15 protein-coding genes are annotated in these 15,890 nt (G+C 65.3%); 9 read left to right on the top strand and 6 right to left on the bottom strand.

Annotated features, from left to right (window positions below):
* Nucleotides 1-63: 63 nt before the first annotated feature.
* Entirely contained in the window at nt 64-927 is an 864-nt protein-coding gene (locus tag ACFTZB_RS30460; RefSeq protein ID WP_378437131.1) for an SDR family oxidoreductase, read from the bottom strand.
* 109 nt (nt 928-1,036) lie between these two features.
* On the bottom strand, nt 1,037-1,876 hold the full coding sequence (locus tag ACFTZB_RS30455; protein WP_378437129.1) for a FadR/GntR family transcriptional regulator: 840 nt from the start codon (nt 1,874-1,876) through the stop codon (nt 1,037-1,039).
* Between the two features lie 577 nt (nt 1,877-2,453).
* On the opposite strand from ACFTZB_RS30455, the gene ACFTZB_RS30450 reads away from it, so the two are divergent.
* The 6 genes from ACFTZB_RS30450 (at nt 2,454) to ACFTZB_RS30425 (ending at nt 10,339) form a co-directional block, all read left to right on the top strand.
* Nucleotides 2,454-3,482, top strand: coding sequence for a zinc-binding dehydrogenase (locus ACFTZB_RS30450; protein WP_378437127.1), 1,029 nt, complete (start codon nt 2,454-2,456; stop codon nt 3,480-3,482).
* A 55-nt stretch (nt 3,483-3,537) separates the two neighbouring features.
* The gene (locus tag ACFTZB_RS30445) at nt 3,538-4,626 is read left to right on the top strand and encodes an ABC transporter substrate-binding protein (RefSeq protein WP_378437125.1); all 1,089 of its coding nucleotides are present in this window, start codon (nt 3,538-3,540) and stop codon (nt 4,624-4,626) included.
* Between the two features lie 72 nt (nt 4,627-4,698).
* A complete protein-coding gene (locus ACFTZB_RS30440; protein WP_378437123.1) occupies nt 4,699-6,450 on the top strand; it encodes an ABC transporter permease in 1,752 nt (583 codons plus the stop codon).
* Nucleotides 6,451-6,461: 11 nt separating this feature from the next.
* On the top strand, nt 6,462-7,646 hold the full coding sequence (locus tag ACFTZB_RS30435) for an ABC transporter ATP-binding protein (protein WP_378437120.1): 1,185 nt from the start codon (nt 6,462-6,464) through the stop codon (nt 7,644-7,646).
* Between the two features lie 44 nt (nt 7,647-7,690).
* Nucleotides 7,691-9,130: an aldehyde dehydrogenase family protein gene (locus ACFTZB_RS30430; RefSeq protein ID WP_378437118.1), complete on the top strand. Its 1,440-nt coding sequence runs from the start codon at nt 7,691-7,693 to the stop codon at nt 9,128-9,130.
* Nucleotides 9,131-9,355: 225 nt separating this feature from the next.
* Nucleotides 9,356-10,339, top strand: a complete 984-nt coding sequence (locus tag ACFTZB_RS30425) for an MBL fold metallo-hydrolase (protein ID WP_378437115.1) — start codon at nt 9,356-9,358, stop codon at nt 10,337-10,339.
* A 66-nt stretch (nt 10,340-10,405) separates the two neighbouring features.
* Here ACFTZB_RS30425 and ACFTZB_RS30420 read toward each other — a convergent pair whose 3' ends face one another.
* The 4 genes from ACFTZB_RS30420 to ACFTZB_RS30405 all read right to left on the bottom strand — a co-directional run bounded on the left by ACFTZB_RS30420 (nt 10,406) and on the right by ACFTZB_RS30405 (nt 14,411).
* Nucleotides 10,406-11,419 carry a hemolysin family protein gene (locus ACFTZB_RS30420; RefSeq protein ID WP_378437113.1) on the bottom strand — a complete coding sequence of 338 codons (1,014 nt, stop codon included), beginning with the start codon at nt 11,417-11,419 and terminating at the stop codon, nt 10,406-10,408.
* The gene (locus tag ACFTZB_RS30415; RefSeq protein ID WP_378437110.1) at nt 11,412-12,779 is read right to left on the bottom strand and encodes a hemolysin family protein; all 1,368 of its coding nucleotides are present in this window, start codon (nt 12,777-12,779) and stop codon (nt 11,412-11,414) included. Before ACFTZB_RS30415 ends, ACFTZB_RS30420 begins: the two co-directional genes overlap by 8 nt.
* A 167-nt stretch (nt 12,780-12,946) precedes the next feature.
* Entirely contained in the window at nt 12,947-13,921 is a 975-nt protein-coding gene (locus ACFTZB_RS30410) for a histone-like nucleoid-structuring protein Lsr2 (RefSeq protein WP_378437108.1), read from the bottom strand.
* Nucleotides 13,922-13,970: 49 nt separating this feature from the next.
* On the bottom strand, nt 13,971-14,411 hold the full coding sequence (locus tag ACFTZB_RS30405; RefSeq protein WP_005254660.1) for an Lrp/AsnC family transcriptional regulator: 441 nt from the start codon (nt 14,409-14,411) through the stop codon (nt 13,971-13,973).
* Nucleotides 14,412-14,488: 77 nt separating this feature from the next.
* On the opposite strand from ACFTZB_RS30405, the gene ACFTZB_RS30400 reads away from it, so the two are divergent.
* The 3 genes from ACFTZB_RS30400 (at nt 14,489) to ACFTZB_RS30390 (ending at nt 15,888) form a co-directional block, all read left to right on the top strand.
* The gene (locus tag ACFTZB_RS30400) at nt 14,489-15,232 is read left to right on the top strand and encodes an AzlC family ABC transporter permease (RefSeq protein ID WP_378437106.1); all 744 of its coding nucleotides are present in this window, start codon (nt 14,489-14,491) and stop codon (nt 15,230-15,232) included.
* A complete protein-coding gene (locus ACFTZB_RS30395) occupies nt 15,225-15,554 on the top strand; it encodes a branched-chain amino acid transporter permease (protein WP_378437103.1) in 330 nt (109 codons plus the stop codon). The genes ACFTZB_RS30400 and ACFTZB_RS30395 overlap by 8 nt, the downstream gene beginning before the upstream one ends.
* Before the next feature lie 88 nt (nt 15,555-15,642).
* The gene (locus ACFTZB_RS30390; protein WP_095861655.1) at nt 15,643-15,888 is read left to right on the top strand and encodes a hypothetical protein; all 246 of its coding nucleotides are present in this window, start codon (nt 15,643-15,645) and stop codon (nt 15,886-15,888) included.
* Nucleotides 15,889-15,890: the final 2 nt, after the last annotated feature.

The following is a 15,890-nucleotide window of genomic DNA, read 5'->3' as shown; positions in this document are numbered from 1 at the left end:
GTTCCGTTGCAGTGGAAGTCGTTGCTGCGCAGCCCAAAAGAAGGGATCCGTGGCCGAGCGTCGCTAGTTCGGGGACGGCATTGTTTCGCTGCTGGACTGAGCGCCACCGATGCGGCGACCCGAGGACAGCCATTTGCCTCCGTCAACGACCAGGACTGCACCGTTGATGAAGGATGCTGCGGGCGACAGCAGGAAGACCGCCGGCCATGCGATTTCGTCGACCGTGCCGACGCGTCCGAGTGGGACCGTTCCGGCGAGTCGCTGAAGGTTGTCGTCGACCGCGCCGGTGGAGACTCCTGTCGCCCGGTCCACCCCTGCGGTAGGTGTGTATCCCGGCGCCAAAGCGTTGACCCGAATGTCGTGTGGCCCCCACTCCACGGCGAGACTTTTAGTGAGGCTTTCGACGCCGGCCTTTCCTACCCCGCCGTGGATTCGTCCTGGATTGCCGGTGAACGGGGACGTACTGGTGATGTTCAAGATCGCGCCGCCCGTCCCTCTCGCGATGACGCGGCGGCCGAACTCCTGGCACGCGTAGAAGGTCCCGAAAGCGTCGGTCTCCACCACAGCGCGGAACCCGTTCGGGGTCAATTCCTCCGACGGGCAGGTGAACGTTGCGCCTGCGTTGTTGACAAGCAGATCAATGGGGCCGACGGCCTCCTCCGCAGAAGCGACGAGTGCGGCCACTGCCTCGGGATCCCTTACATCACAGGTGGACGCGATCGCCTCTCCTCCGGTGCCCCGAATGTGGTCACACACGTCGTCGAGTAGATCCTGGCGGCGCCCGCTCACCACAACACGTGCTCCGCTTTCCGCGAGTCCCAGAGCGATTTGCCGTCCGATTCCACTACCACCGCCCGTGACTATCGCGGCCGATCCTGCCAGCAATCCTGATACGAAGGGTGTACGCAAGTTCGAATTTCTGATCATGGACAGTAACCTCCTGCTCGGGCAATTCGGGCACGACGAAACACCGCATCGACGCAACCAGGGAACCGTTCCGTTCACCTTGCGCGCATCACGGAACCTTCTCGGGAAATCAGGGGATGGGGCGCTTCAACGCATCGGCAAAGTTCCGACGCGAGTACTCTTCCCATTCCGCCAAATGCATCGCCATCTTCTCGTGCGCCGCCTCCGCATCGCGTTCACTCAATGCGTCGTAGATGAGTTGGTGATCTGCGATCACTCCCATGTACCGGCGAGCGGAGTAGCTCACTCCCACCACGGCGCCATCCATGATCCCGTGTAACGAATTGGCGAGGTGGTTGAACAAGGGGTTTCCCGAAGACCATGCGATCACACTGTGGAAGCGGGTGTTCAAGTCGTTGAAGGCGTTTACTTGGTCGCGGTCATCGACGATCCGGCGCATCTCGGTGATCGTCCGTTCGAGCTCTTGCAGAGCCTCCGGACTGATCCGTTCCGCGGCCAGTTGGCAGATCATCGGCTCGATTGCGGAACGGACCTCGACGATCGCCTCGAATGGAGTCCTCTCCATTCGCATCATGAATGAGATCGTCTTGGCGAAATGCCCGGAATCGGGAGCCTGCACATAGGGGCCACCATTGAGGCCCTGCCTGATCTGAATGGCCCCTTGATACTCGAGCAAGCGGAGTGCCTCACGTACAGTCGTCCGCCCCATCCCGTACTTCTCGACCATCTCCCGCTCGGGAGGCAAAGGGTCGCCCGGCACCAGGCGGTCTCCGATGATGTCGGAGAGAATCGTCTCCGCGAGCAGAAATGAAGACTTCTGCGGCCTGCGGGTCACGCGCTGGGGGGCGGGCAAAGTCATCGCGCCGAGGTCATTGCTGTAATAGTTGACAGGCTCGGTCGTGGCGGGACGGCCCTGACCTCCTGGCGTGGTGGGCATGTCCTGAGACATCGCGGCGCTCCCTTCAAATTCCTGTCGGTCCGCCTTGTGGCAGCCACACTCGATCGGGCCCGACGCACCCGCCCGTCGGTACGAACAAGAGATACCTTGCCGACTCCCCACTCGCGGATTGCGTCCTATGCGTGTTCGCTCCCGACGGTCCCAGGATAACGTGTCGAACATTGCCATAGTAGCCAGTTTAGGGTGAAGGGTCAAGGTCTCGAGCGGCGCTTGACACGCCTTCGCGGGGGGCGACAAGGGGGCGCGGCAGCGTACGCGAGAATCCCGTATCTCATTCCGAGAGTCGATATTCCGATCACAGGCGAGGTCCACCCCCTCCCGGCCGCCACGCGCAGCGCTCTTCCCGGCCGCTCTCGCGGTGGGGTTTACAAACCGGTCGAACAGATGCAATATATGCATGTTCTCAGTGACGCAAACCACAAACATCCTCTGAGGTGGGTTCGGCTCCACCCGATTGACGGGGCAGCCGCCGGTGCCCGGCGGATGACGCTGCACACGATTCCTGAGCGACCTCGCGCAGTGACGAACAGCACGCGCAGCGCGGCGCGCACAACTAAGGAGTTACGCAATGCAAGGCTTGGTTTTCGAAGGAGACCGAACGGTTTCCCTCGCGGAGTTTCCCGACCCGTCGCCACGTCCCGGCGAGGTGGTCGTGCGTGTCATGGCATCCGGGATGTGCGGCAGCGACCTGCACTACTACCGAGCGGAAAACGACGGCACTCCTGCCGAGAGCCGGTGCATCGGTGGGCATGAGCCGGCCGGTGTCGTGGAGTCGCTCGGACCGGGAGTCAGTGGCGCCCGACTGTCCGTGGGGCAGCGAGTCATGGTGCACCACTACTCCGGATGCGGGACGTGTATGAACTGTCGGTCGGGCTGGACCCAGATGTGCACGTCGGCGCCCGCCACGGTCTACGGCAAGAACGCCCACGGTGCACATGCGCCGTACATGACGGTCCCCGCGGCGTGCGTGCTTCCGCTGCCCGATGAGCTGTCGTTCTGCGCCGGCGCCGCCATCGGATGCGGCACCGGCACCGGCTGGGGTGCTCTGGAGCGCCTGGGTGAGGTGGGCGGGCTGGACCTCGTGGTCTTCGGCCAAGGCCCGGTCGGCCTGTCGACCACCATGCTGGCGACGGCACGCGGCGCCAGAGTCATCGCCGTCGACCCTTCTGCCTCTCGGTTGGAACAGGGTTCGAAATTCGGTGCCGCAGAAACGGTGAACCCGGACTCGGTCGATCCCGTCGAGGCAATTCGCGAACTCACCGCGGGTGCCGGAGCCGCCGCAGCCGTAGAGACCTCGGGTGCGACGGTCGCCGCGACTGCCGCGCTGGACGCACTGGCGGGATGGGGACGGCTGTGTGCCGTGGGCCTCGGGGGGACGGTCACCTTGGACGTCCGCACGTTCCTCTCTCGACAAGTCACCGCGATGACGTCGTGGTCGATGTCGAGCGTCCAGCAGATGGCCTGTGCCGACTTCGTCGCGCGCCGGAACCTGCCTGTGGACGACTTGTTCAGCCATCACTGGTCCCTGGACGAGGCAACCCAGGCCTACGAGGAATTCGACAAGCAGAGCGCCGGCAAGGCCGCGTTCGTCTTCTGACCGCACCGCTCAGACAGTCCAGAACAACCGGAAACTTCTAATGGAGGACCAGGCCATGAGATCGACCCAGACCCTGCCGCGGGGTAGGCGCAACGCTCACCGTTCAATACTGACAGCCGCCACGGTTGCGCTGTCCCTCGCGCTCACAGCATGCGGGGGCGCTGGGGCAGGTCAAGTCACCGAAGCGGGCCCGCCGGTGATGGTGAACGACACCGACTGGAACACTCTCGTCGACGCGGCGAAGAACGAGGGCCAAGTGGTGGTGTACTCGTCCCTGAGCGGCGTCGAGGCCAGCTTCGCCAAATTCGAAGAGGCGTACCCCGGAATCTCCGTCACCGTCGAGCGGGCGCCCACCAGCGACTTGATCACCCGTCTCGACCAGGAGGCTGCCGTCAACGCGCAGGGTGCGGACGTCACCATGCACTCGCAGACAGGCTGGTTCGAGGCGAGCAATGAAGAGAATCGGTTTGCAGCTCTGAAGGTCGGCCCCGAGCAGGCGGCTGCAGGCTGGGAAGACCACCTCGACGGCAAGAGCTATCCCTTCGTCTTCAGCAACGCGTACATCGTCGGATACAACACCAAGTCGGGCCGTCCGGTGAAGAACATGAACGAGTTTCTCGATGCGGCCGCGCACTCGAAGATCGGCATCATCGATGCCGAGATCTCTACCGCTCAATCCTTTCTGTACTCCCTCTGGCAGGACGCGTACGGCGACGACTTCATGAAGCGCCTCTCCGACCTCGATATCACCGTCTACAACAGCAACGTGCCGCTCGCCCAGGGTCTGGCTGCCGGCGAGATCGACTACGGCATCGGGTTGGCTCCGTCGACGGTGCTCGGGCTCAAGGAAGAAGGGGCCCCGGTCGACTACATCGTTCCCGACGAGGCGACCTCCGGTGTGCCGTACCACGCTGCCGCACTGTCCAACGCACCCCACCCCAATGCCGCACAGTTGTTCACCAACTGGCTGATGAGTGAGGCGGGCGCCGCACAATTCGTGGCACACCACGCACCGGCCTCGACCCCCGTGGCAACGACGGGCTCGATCCCGTGGGGCCAGATTCCGACACCCGAGGGCAGCGGCTGGACCCAGCAGGACCACGAAGACTTCATCACGTCCGAATGGACGCCGCTGTACGGATGAGCTCACCGGGGCGCGCCCGACTCGGCGGCGCGCCCCGCCAAGAATCTGATGATCCGCCCGAAGGGGTAACCCGTGACAACCACAACCACCAAGCCCACCGATACTAAACCCACCACCACCTCCACGCCCGAGGAAGATCTCACCCGAGGTTCGCTCCCGGGACTGCTCGACAGGTACGGCGGTAAGGCTGCCTGGTACGTCTTCGCCATCGGCCTCGCTCTCTTCGTCCTCGCGCCGATCGTGCTGTTCTACTCACGGGCGTTCGGCGACGGTGCCGCCGCCGTCCGCAATCTGACGGATGTCCCCAATCTCGCCACAATCCTTTTCAATACCGTTGCGCTGGCCGCGGGAGCGACGGTCGTCGCGGGGGTTCTCGCAGTGGCCCTTGCAGTTCTCGTCATGCGAGTCCCCGTCCGGTGGAGAGGGTTCGCCGCATTTCTGCCGCAGCTCGGTCTGGTCATTCCTCCGGTGGCAACCATCGTCGGATGGATCTTCATCTTCGCCCCGACAGTGGGTTACGGGAACACGCTCCTGCGGAGCCTTCCGTTCTTCGAAGGGATGAGTGAAGGCCCGGTCGACGTCTACTCGATGCCTGCAATCATCCTCATCACCGGCACCGAACTGGCCGGAATCGTCTTCGCCTTCGTCTTTGCCAGGTTGCACGAGATCAGCGGCAGTCTCGTCGCCGCCGCCAAGCTTTCGGGTGCCTCCGCATTTCGCAGCTTCACCACCATTACGCTCCCGCTGCTGCGGCCCTCACTCGTGGCAGCACTCGTCGTGGCATTCCTGCTCGGTCTGGGACAGTTCACTGCCCCGCTGCTGCTCGGCTCGGCCGACGGCATCGACGTCCTCACCACGGAGATCTTCCATATCCGCGAGAAGTTCCCGATCGACTATGCTGCCACCGCGGCATTGGGACTGCCGCTGCTCGTCCTCGGAATCGGATCGATCCTGCTTCAGCGAGCCGTGATCGGCGACCAGCGACGTTATGTGACACAGGGGGTCGGCGGAAGCGTCTCGACGCAGACCTCGCGCTGGGCGCTCGCGGCTGTTGTCTTCTACACATTTGTCACGTGCATCGTTCCACTTCTTGCCATCACGCTCGTCGCCTTCTCGCCCTTCTGGAACGGCGACCTCACCGACATGTCGTTCACGACAAAGCATGTGGAGACCACGCTGGCCAATCCCATTGTGACCGGCGCCGTGTGGAACAGCATCACGGTGTCCATCATCGCGGCTCTGGTCGTGCTGCCCCTCGGATTCATTGGAGCCCTCGTGATGAGCGGTGTCGTGAAGGCGCCGCGCCCGATCCAGTACATCCTCGACTTCGTCTTCGTCGGACCGCTGGCAGTTCCTCGCGCCATGCTGGGCCTGGCGGTGCTCTACGTCTTCCTTCGGCCGCCGTTCAACCTCTACGGCACACTGGCACTTTTCGTCGTCGGATACATCTTCATCGTCCTGCCGTTCTCCTTGCGATCCCAGCACGCAAGTCTTGTCGGGGTGCACTCGTCGTTGTTCGAGGCCGCGAAGGTCTGCGGCGCAAGCCAATTACGAACCATCGTGGATGTCGCACTTCCGCTGACGAAACGTGGAATGGCAGCAAGCCTGGCCGTCATGCTCGTGCTTCTGTCACATGACTTCGCGGTCTCGGTCATGCTGCGTTCTCCCGGTAACCACGTCATGGGCACCGCCATCTACGAGTTCTGGGAAGGCGGCGTCTACCCACAGGTTGCCGTCATGGCCCTCGTGATGTCGGGCGTCACCGGAATTCTTCTCGCCCTCACCGTGTGGGTCGGTGGCCGATCCGCACTACAGAACATGTAAGGGAGCAAGACATGGAACTCATGACAGAGCCCACAACGACCACGATGACGCGGGAGGATCCTGCGACGAGGACAGACAGCGCCACGCTGTCCGGGATTACCAAGACCTTCACCGCCAAGGGCAGGACCGTGCACGCGGTCAAGGATGTCGATCTCGGTATCCGGTCGGGTGAGTACGTCGTGATCCTCGGCCCGAGCGGTTGCGGGAAGTCCACGCTGCTGCGCTGTGTCGCCGGACTCGAAACGCCGACCCAGGGTTCGATCAGCCTGCAGGGTCAGCCGGTCTACGACGCACAGCGGCGGATCAACGTGAAGCCCAACGCGCGCCAGGTCGGCATGGTCTTCCAGAACTACGCGCTGTGGCCGCACATGACGGTGGAGAAAAACGTCGCCTACCCGCTGCGCATGCGGAAGCTACCGAAGAGCACCTGGGACAAGCGAGTCTCGGAGGTGCTGGAGGCTCTCGAGTGCGAAGCGCTGGCGAAGCGACTCCCTGCAGAGCTCAGCGGTGGTCAGCAGCAGCGCATCGCACTCGCGCGAGCGCTGGTCTACGAGCCTGCGATCCTGCTGCTGGACGAACCGTTGAGCAACCTCGATGCCCTCCTGAGGGTTTCACTCCGCACCGAGCTGATGAGACTGCATCGTGCGCTGGGTTACACCGCCCTCCACATCACCCACGACCAGGAAGAAGCGCTCGAGATGGGCGATCGGGTCGTCCTGATGCGCGCCGGCAGCATCGAGCAGATGGGCCCGCCCGAGGAGGTCTACGCCCGGCCGGTCTCTCCGTACGCCGCTCACTTCCTCGGAGTGCGCAACCAGGCGTCGGTCGAGGTGGGCGACGGCGTGCTGCACAGCGAGATGGGTGTGATCCACGGTAGTGCCGAGCTGGCACGCGGGCGAAGCAAGAACGAGAAGCTCGAGCTGTTCGTGCGTAGCCGAGACACCGACATCTTCCGGCTCGGCTCCGGCACGGCAAGACATTCGCAGGACGAGAACATCGTGATGGAGGGCACCCTCGCCCAGATCGTGCTGGGCGAGGGCGGCCGCCGCCAGTACATCGTCGATCTGGGTGGCGCTCAGTGGTTCGCCCAACATGCCCACGACCAGGACCTGCGGCCGGGCGATGCGGTCGCTGTCACGGTGCCGGTGAAGTCGGTGCTGCTGTACCACGACGAGACGCTGGTATTCCCACAGTGATCGATGACGAGACACGAGACGAGACAAGCGAAAAGGAGCACGCGGTGGGAACATCCAGCCGGATACGGCGAGCGGTGGACGCCAAAACGTTGATCGGGGGTGTGTGGCGCTCGGGGGAATCCCTGCATGACGTACGCGACCCCTACCGGCGAGACGTCGTAGGCACGATGGCGATCTCGAGCGAACGGGACCTCGGGGATGCCCTCGATGCGGCGCGGCGCGCCAGTGCGGTGATGGCTCGGATGCCTGGTTATGAACGGGCCAGGCTGTTGCACCGCATCGCGGACAGCGTGACCGCGCGGGCCCAGCACATCGGCGAGATCCTCGCGCGCGAGTCCGGCAAGGCCATCTCGGACGCCGTCCTCGAACCGCTGCGAGCCGCAGACACCATCCGGCTTTCCGCCGAGGAAGCAGTTCGGATCGAGGGAGAACACGTCCCCATGGACGCGTCCCCCGTCGGCGCCGGCAAGGTCGGGATGGTGCTGCGGTTCCCCGTGGGCGTCGTAGCTGCCATCACCCCGTTCAACGGCCCCGTACACCTCACGGCCCACAAGCTGGGGCCCGCGTTGGCTGCCGGCAACAGCATCGTGTTGAAACCGTCCCCCAAGGCTCCCTTGTCCGTGCACGCGTTCGTCGCGGCTGTGCTGGAGGCCGATGTACCGGACGGGGCCGTCAACGTCCTGTACGGCGACGATGTGGCGCCGGGCCTGGTCAGCGATCCGCGGGTCGACTTCGTCAGCTTCACAGGCTCGATACCGGTCGGCAAGGCGATCCGCAACAGCGTCGGAATGAAGCCCGTCGCACTGGAACTCGGTGGAGTGGGCCCGACCTTCGTCAGTGACGACGCGGACCTCGAAACCGCAGCCAAAGCGTGCGCCCGCAACGCGATGATGATCGCCGGCCAGAGCTGCGTGTCCGTCCAGAACGTCTACGTGAAGAGACCGGCGTATGACGCCTTCCTCGATCGTCTCGTGAACGAGATCGAGGCGATTCGCTTCGGCGACCCGCTCGAGTCATCGACCGAGGTCGGCACCCTGATCGATGACGGCGCCGCGGAACGTGTCATGGGGATGATCGATCGAGCCGTGCGCGACGGAGCAACCCTCCTGTGCGGCGGCCACCGCAGCGGAGCGCAGTTGGATGCCACCGTCCTGACCGATGTCAACTCCTCCATGGACATCGTGTCCGACGAAATCTTCGGGCCCGCGATGACGGTTCAGACCTACGACGACGTCGAGCCCATCTTCAGCGAGATAAGCCGGAGTCCGTACGGCCTGCAGTGCGGGATCTTCACCAACTCACTCGACCTGGCGATGACCGCGTTCAGGACCATCCGCACCGGCGGTGTCATCGTGAACGGCACGTCGAGGTGGCGGGCGGATCAGATGCCGTACGGGGGCGTGAAGGACAGCGGGATCGGCCGGGAGGGACCGAAGTACGCGATCCGCGACATGACCGAAGAGCGGCTACTCGTCCTGAACTAGAGGAAGGATCGAAATGATCCCCGGCCACGACCCGGCAATGAACAGCGGATACGCGAGGTCGACAGGGACTGCTTTGACCGAACCAGCCCACTAACGTTGGGTTTCACGCCGATCGAGCCAGGCGTCCGCGCCACCGAGTAGAGAGACACACGTGATCACAGTCGTTCGCCAGGAGGCTGCTGGGTTCTCTTGCCTGAGTAGCACCCACTCGAATAACCGCCGAGCATGTCGATGAAGCCCGGTCTGCACCGCCTTGAACTCCCCCTCGCCGGGCACAGCATCGATCATGTCAACGTCTACCTGCTCGAAGCAGGTGGACGCCTACTGATCATCGACTGCGGCTGGTCCACGCCGGAGGCTCGCGCACACCTCGAACAGTTCGTCGTTCATCTGGGCTATCGTCTCGATGACATCGACACACTTCTCCTGACACACTTGCATGCTGATCACGCCGGTCTCGCGGGGTGGATGCAGAGTTGGGGAGTGTCGGTGGGATTACATCCGGCGGATGCAGTGCAACTCGAGGACCGTTTCCATCTGCCGCAGCCTCACCATGACGAAACCGCGGCGTGGCTGGCGTGGGCAGGCGTGCCCGAATCGCTCTGGCACCGAGCGCAGCAACAAGTGTCGGAGCAGGCAGCGCTCTTCTGGCCAGGCGTCCCCGACATCAGCCTGCGTGAAGGATCGGTCATTCGCCACGGCCCGTTCCACCTGACCGTCATACATACCCCTGGCCACACGCCCGGCAGCGTCAGCTTCTACGAGGCCTCGACCCGGTCGCTGTTCAGCGGAGATACGCTGTTCTCGAGATCGACCTACAGCCCGACCTTGCGTCCCGGCTCCTCCGAAAACCCCATGTCCGAGTACCTGAACTCGCTGCAGCGTCTTCGCGACTTGAACGTCGAATGGGTTCTGCCGGGGCACCATTCGCCGTTCACCGGACTCGCAACGCGAATCGACACAGTCGCGTCGCACCATAGGTCGCGGGCAGATCACATTGCTCGCGCGATACCGAGTGAGGGAGCGACGGTCTGGGAGGTGGCAGCTGGTCTGCCACGCAGACGCGACTGGAGCTCCCTCCCCGTGGCCGCGCAGCTGTCGGCCACAGGAGAGGCAGGTGCTCACCTCACCCGACTGAGCCGAAACGATGTCCTCGAAGAGCAGACCGGGCCCCCCACCATCTGGCTCCCCCGCGGACCCCTGATGTGAGTCGGCGGGAATTCCTCGAGGCACCGCCCCCGCGATCCCAGCATCGGCCGCGGTATGCGAAACGGGTCAGGCGGGCGCCCCTGCGGCCGGACGCAGACGCGCGAGGACATCCGTCAGCGTGACGACGCCGATCAGTTGCCCGGCGTCGGTGACGATCGCGAGATGGCTGCGGGTCTCGCGCATCGTGTGCAATGCCTCGTACACGGCGGCGTCCGCGTCGAGGGTCAGCACGGGACGCATCAGGTCGGCGGCCGTCATCGCGGCGCCTGCCTGCAGGCTGTCCCGCGCATGCACCACGCCCCTGATCCCGTCGTCGTCACGCACGAGCAGCCGGAGGTGACCGCTTCGGTCGGCGGCCGCCTTGATCGCCGCCGCGGTGGCGTCCGGCGCGACGCTGCTCGGGGAGGTGTTCGGCCGCACCATGTCCCGCACGGCGAGCGATTGCAGTTCCAGGGCGCTGGTCAGCTGGCCGTGGTACCGCTCGTCGAGCGTGCCGACGGTCGCGGAGTGCTCGACGAGGTGACGCAGCGCGTCGGGATCCTGACCCGCCCCGACCTGGTCGACCGGCTCCACGCCGAACAGCCGCAGGCACCGGTTCGCCATCCGGTTCAGCACCAGCAGCAGCGGGCGGGTGGCCCACATGAACCCGCGCATCGGGATCGCCAGCAGGGTCGCCGACTTCTCCGGGTGCGCGATCGCCCACGACTTCGGTGCCATCTCGCCGACGACGAGGTGCAGGAACGTAACGATGATCAGGGCGAGGACGAATCCGAGGACGTCCGCCAGCCACAGCGGGGCACCCCACCCCGCGAACGCCGGGGTCAGCCAGTAATGCACGGCCGGCTTCGTGACGGCACCGAGCGCGAGGGTGCACACGGTGATGCCCAGCTGCGATCCGGCCAGCAACACCGACAGTTCGGATGCGCTGCGCAGAGCGGCCCGTGCCGCCCGACTGGTGGGGGCGGCGTCCTCGAGCCGGTGGCGTCGGGCGGCGATCAGCGCGAACTCGATCGCCACGAAGAACGCGCTGGCCGCGATCAACCCGACGGTGACCACCAAGACGACCCAGGGATTACTCATCGGTCGAGTCACTCTCCACGATGCGGAGCCTCACGAACAGCGAGGACGGAACGTGCTTGTCGACCGCCCGCACCTCGGCGTCGAGGCTGCGGACGGGTGGGTCGGCGTCGGCGATCAGGTCGGCCGGATCCGGGTTCAATCGGATCGCGACGACATCCCCGACGACGGGGAGACCACCGAACTCCGCGATGACGGCGCCGGCGAGCGTCTCGAAGTCACCGGACGGCAGGTCGTGTCCGAGGATGCGCTCCACCTCGTCGATGTGCAGGTCGCCGGGCATCGTCCAGCCCTCGGACTCCGAGCCCGTCACCGAGGCGTCGCCGTCGGGATCGTGTTCGTCGGCGATCTCACCGACGAGTTCCTCCGCGAGGTCCTCGATCGTGATGACACCGGCGAATCCGCCGTACTCGTCGACGACGAGGGCCATCTCGTCCCGGGCGGCCGTCAGCTGTTCCAGCACGTCGGGCAGCGGCAGCGACGTCGGCACGACGACGGCCGCGCGGGCCCGGGACGCGGCCGGACCGTCGGCCTGGTCGCCGAGGAGGTCGTGGAGGTGGATGACGCCGCGCAGGTCGTCGGAGGAGGTCCCGACGACGGGGTAGCGGGTGTGTCCGGCGCCCATCTTCCCGAGCACGCTGCTCAGGGGTTCGTCGGCCCGGACGGTGTCGACGTGGGCGCGGGGAATCATGGCGTGCCCGGCGGTGCGGGTGGGGAAGTCCAGGATCCGGTCGAGCAGGGTCGACAATTCCCGCGGCAGCTCACCGGCGTCGCGGGACTCGGCGACGATGTGCTCGAGGTCCCGCGCGGTCGCCGAGTGCTCGACGTCGTGGACCGGCTCGATCCGCAGCGCGCGCAGCAGCAGGTTCGACGACTGGTCGAACAACCAGATCAACCAGCCGAAAAGTTTCAGGTAGACGGTGGTCGACAACGCGAGCCATCGCGCCACCGGCTCGGGACGGGCGATCGCCAGGTTCTTCGGGAACAGTTCACCGAACAGCATCTGGACGAAGGTGGAGAACACGACGGCGAGGACGGCACCGACACCGACCCCGACCGCGGTCGGGATGCCGACGCCGCCGAGGAGTTCGCCGAGACCGCGCCCGATCAGGGGTTCGGCGACGTAACCGACGAGCAGACCGGTGACCGTGATGCCCAACTGGGCGCCGGAAAGCATGAACGAGGTGCGGCGCGTGACGGCCAGTGCGCGTGCGGCGCCCGTGTCTCCCGCCTCCGCCCTGGCCTTGAGCCGCGAGCGGTCGACCGACATGTACGCGAATTCCTGCGCGACGAAATAGCCGGTCAGGGCGGTGATCAGTAATACGACGACGACGCCGAAGCCGATGCTCAGGACGGTCACCACGGTGTCACCCGCGTCCTGCGTCCGGGACTGCGGTGATCACTCTGGGGCGGGCTGGGTTTTCGGGGGCGCGAAGCGCTGGTCATGGCTCTCTCTGTAATCGGAGTACGAGCCACCCATAGTAAAGGACTCTTTACCTTTTCGGACGGTGGGTGCGCAGGGTCACGCTCTCACTGCGGATGAGCCGCCGAGAACGCGCGCATCACCGCCGCCGGGATGCGCCCCTTCTCCGACACCTCGATCCCCTGAGCCCGAGCCCAGTCGCGGACGACCGCGGGGCGCTGCACGTCGACTTTCGCGGGCGCCACGGAGGGCGCCGTCGCGAACGTCGTTTCGAGATCGCTGGTCGCCCGAGCCGATTCCCACTCGTGCAGGCAGGCGCCCAGCCAGCGATAGGTCCACTCCTGGCCCAGTTGCCGCGTCTCGCAGAACGTCACCGGCAGCGCCGGAAACCGGGCCTGCAATTCGGCCAGCGCCTCGGCGACCCTGGCACCGCTGACGTGTTCGAGCTTGAACAGCCGGCTGTACCGGTCCTCGACCACCACGGCGGCCCGAGGCAGTGCGCTCAACTCGGCCGCCGCGTATGTCATCCGCCCGGACAGCAGGCTCGCCGCAAGATCCTCCAGCGTCTTGCGTTCCACCACCGCCACGATCTCGTCGCCGACCTCGACCGCGTAGTCACCCGCGGACAGCCGTCGGCGAACCGTGGTCGCCTGCTGCTTCCCGAACGTGTACGGATACTTTTCGGCGGTGTCGACGACGATGTCGAGGACGCGGCCGTGGGCCCGCGCCGTCGGCACCGTGACCGCGGGCCGCGCCTGCTTCGCGGTGCGCGGCGACTGCCAGAAGATCATCTCCCTGCCCCGCGCTCGGGTCATCACCAGCTGGGAGCGGTTCTCCCGCGCACGGGTGAGCACCAGGTCGATCGCGGGGCCTCGCCGGGTGCACGAACGGACCTCGAGCCGTTCCAGGATCTCGGCGTCGGCGGGCCACTCGTCGGCCCGGTGGCAGTAGACCTTGGATTCGCGGGGCCAGGGCTGCTTCGCCTTGACGACGATGCCGCCCGGTCCCAGCGGAACCCGCACCAGATAGGGAAGCGTCGAACCCACTTCCGGATTCCGCGCGATCAGCAGGTCGTCGGGCATATCGCCAGGATAGGGGACCAGACGCGGGACACACCCGATTCGCGGCCGGTCAGTCGGCGCTCTTGATGGTCTTCATCGTGATCAGCGACGTCACCCGCGACACCGCCGGGAGTCCGCTGAGCTTCGTGGCCATGAAGTTCTCGTACGTCGCGAGGTCGCGGACCGCGACCCGGATGAAATAGTCGGGGATCCCGAACAGCCGCCGGCATTCGATCACCTCGTCGAAGGCGGCGACCCGGGACTCGAACTGCTCGATGGTCGCCTGGTCGTTCACGCCGATCTCGGCGGTGACGATCACCTGGAAGCCCCGATCCAGCGCCTCCTGGCTGACGATTGCGCGATAGCCGGTGATGACGCCGTCCGCCTCGAGTTTCTTGACCCTGCGCAGGCACGGGGAGGGAGTCAGACCCACGAGATCCGCCAATTCGGTGTTGGTCAGACTGGAGTCGTTGCGCAGGTGGTCGAGAATTGCGTGATCGATGTCATCCATCGCACTATTATTGCGCACGAGGCCGATTATGGGCATTCGCTCGCAATCGCGCACCGGGATAGTTGCTATAGATTTGCGTGGTGATCGATCCAGCCCCCTTTTCCACGACCGCAGTCGTCGACCCCGACCACCGGCACACCCCGGAATGGCGTCGGGCCCTGCAGGCGTCCCTCCCCGTCGGGATCGGGTTGGTTCCGCTGGGGATCGCCCTCGGGGTGCTCGTGGTCCAGCAGGGACTCAACCCCTGGTGGGCGCTGGTCTTCACCTCGCTGATCTACGCCGGTTCCCTCGAATTCATCGCGGTCGGCATGGTCGCCACCCTGACGCCGCTCCCCTACATCGCGCTGACCGCGCTGCTGGTGAACTTCCGGCACGTGTTCTACGCCTTGAGCTTTCCCCTCGACAGGGTCAAGGGCCGGCTCGCCCGGTTCTACAGCATGTTCGCGCTGACCGACGAGGCGTACGCCATGTCGGTCACCGGCGACCGGAGGTCGATGACCGGTCGGGTCATGGTGTACTCGCAGCTGTATCTCCACGCGTACTGGATCGGCGGGGCGATTCTCGGAGCGACTGCAGCGCAGTGGATCCCGGAGAACATCGTCGGACTCGACTTCGCGCTGACCGCACTGTTCGTCGTGCTGTCCATCGAGGCGATCCGGGCCCAGAGCGGTTTCGCGGTTCCCACGATCGCCGTGGCGTGCGCCCTGACGGCGCGACTCGTCGACGCCGAACACATGCTGCCGATCGCGATGGGCGCATTCGTGAGCCTGCTCGTCGTCCGGTACGTCGTCACCCGGAGAAAGGTGCCTGCCGATGCCTGACACCGGTTACATCCTCACGGCCGTCGCGATCATGGCGGTGGTCACGTTCGCCCTGCGGGCGGTCCCGTTCGCGATCGTCATGCCGTTGCGGTCGTCCGCGCTCGTCGGCTACCTGGGTGTCTACATGCCCGCCGGGATCATGCTGATCCTGGTGGCGTACTCGCTGAAGAACGTATCCGTCACCGCGCCGTCGCACGGGATCCCCGAATTGATCGCGGTGGGGGTCACGGCCGCGGTCCAACTGTGGCGCAAGAACGCGGTGCTCTCGATCGTCGTCGGGACCGGACTGTACGTCGTCCTGATGAACTGGGCATTCGCCTGAGCCCGGCGCGCCTCACGTTCTACGATGCAACCACACGGGTAGGCAGGAACCACAAGACAGTCGGCCGTTTCTCGGGAAGGACGCACTGATGAGCGAACAAGAAGTTGGTTCGGTGACGGGTCTACGCGACAAGGACTACAACCTGATCTGGTTCGTCGAAGCGTCACTGAGCAACGCGCTGCGTCTCGAGGGCTACATCTCCGACGCCGACATGGACGGCGACGCAGAGTTGGCCGACTTCTTCCGCCGCGCCCAGGCCGTGAGCCGGAAGGGCGGCGATCTGGGCAAGGCCATGCTCGCCGCCCGCCTCGGGAAGGACAAGAAGGAGCAGTAAGG

Origin of the sequence: Rhodococcus sp. NPDC057014 (assembly GCF_042673295.1) — a bacterium.
Lineage (GTDB): Bacteria > Actinomycetota > Actinomycetes > Mycobacteriales > Mycobacteriaceae > Rhodococcus_F.
Note: the sequence above shows the minus strand (reverse complement) of the source record. Positions and strands in the feature narration are given on the sequence as shown.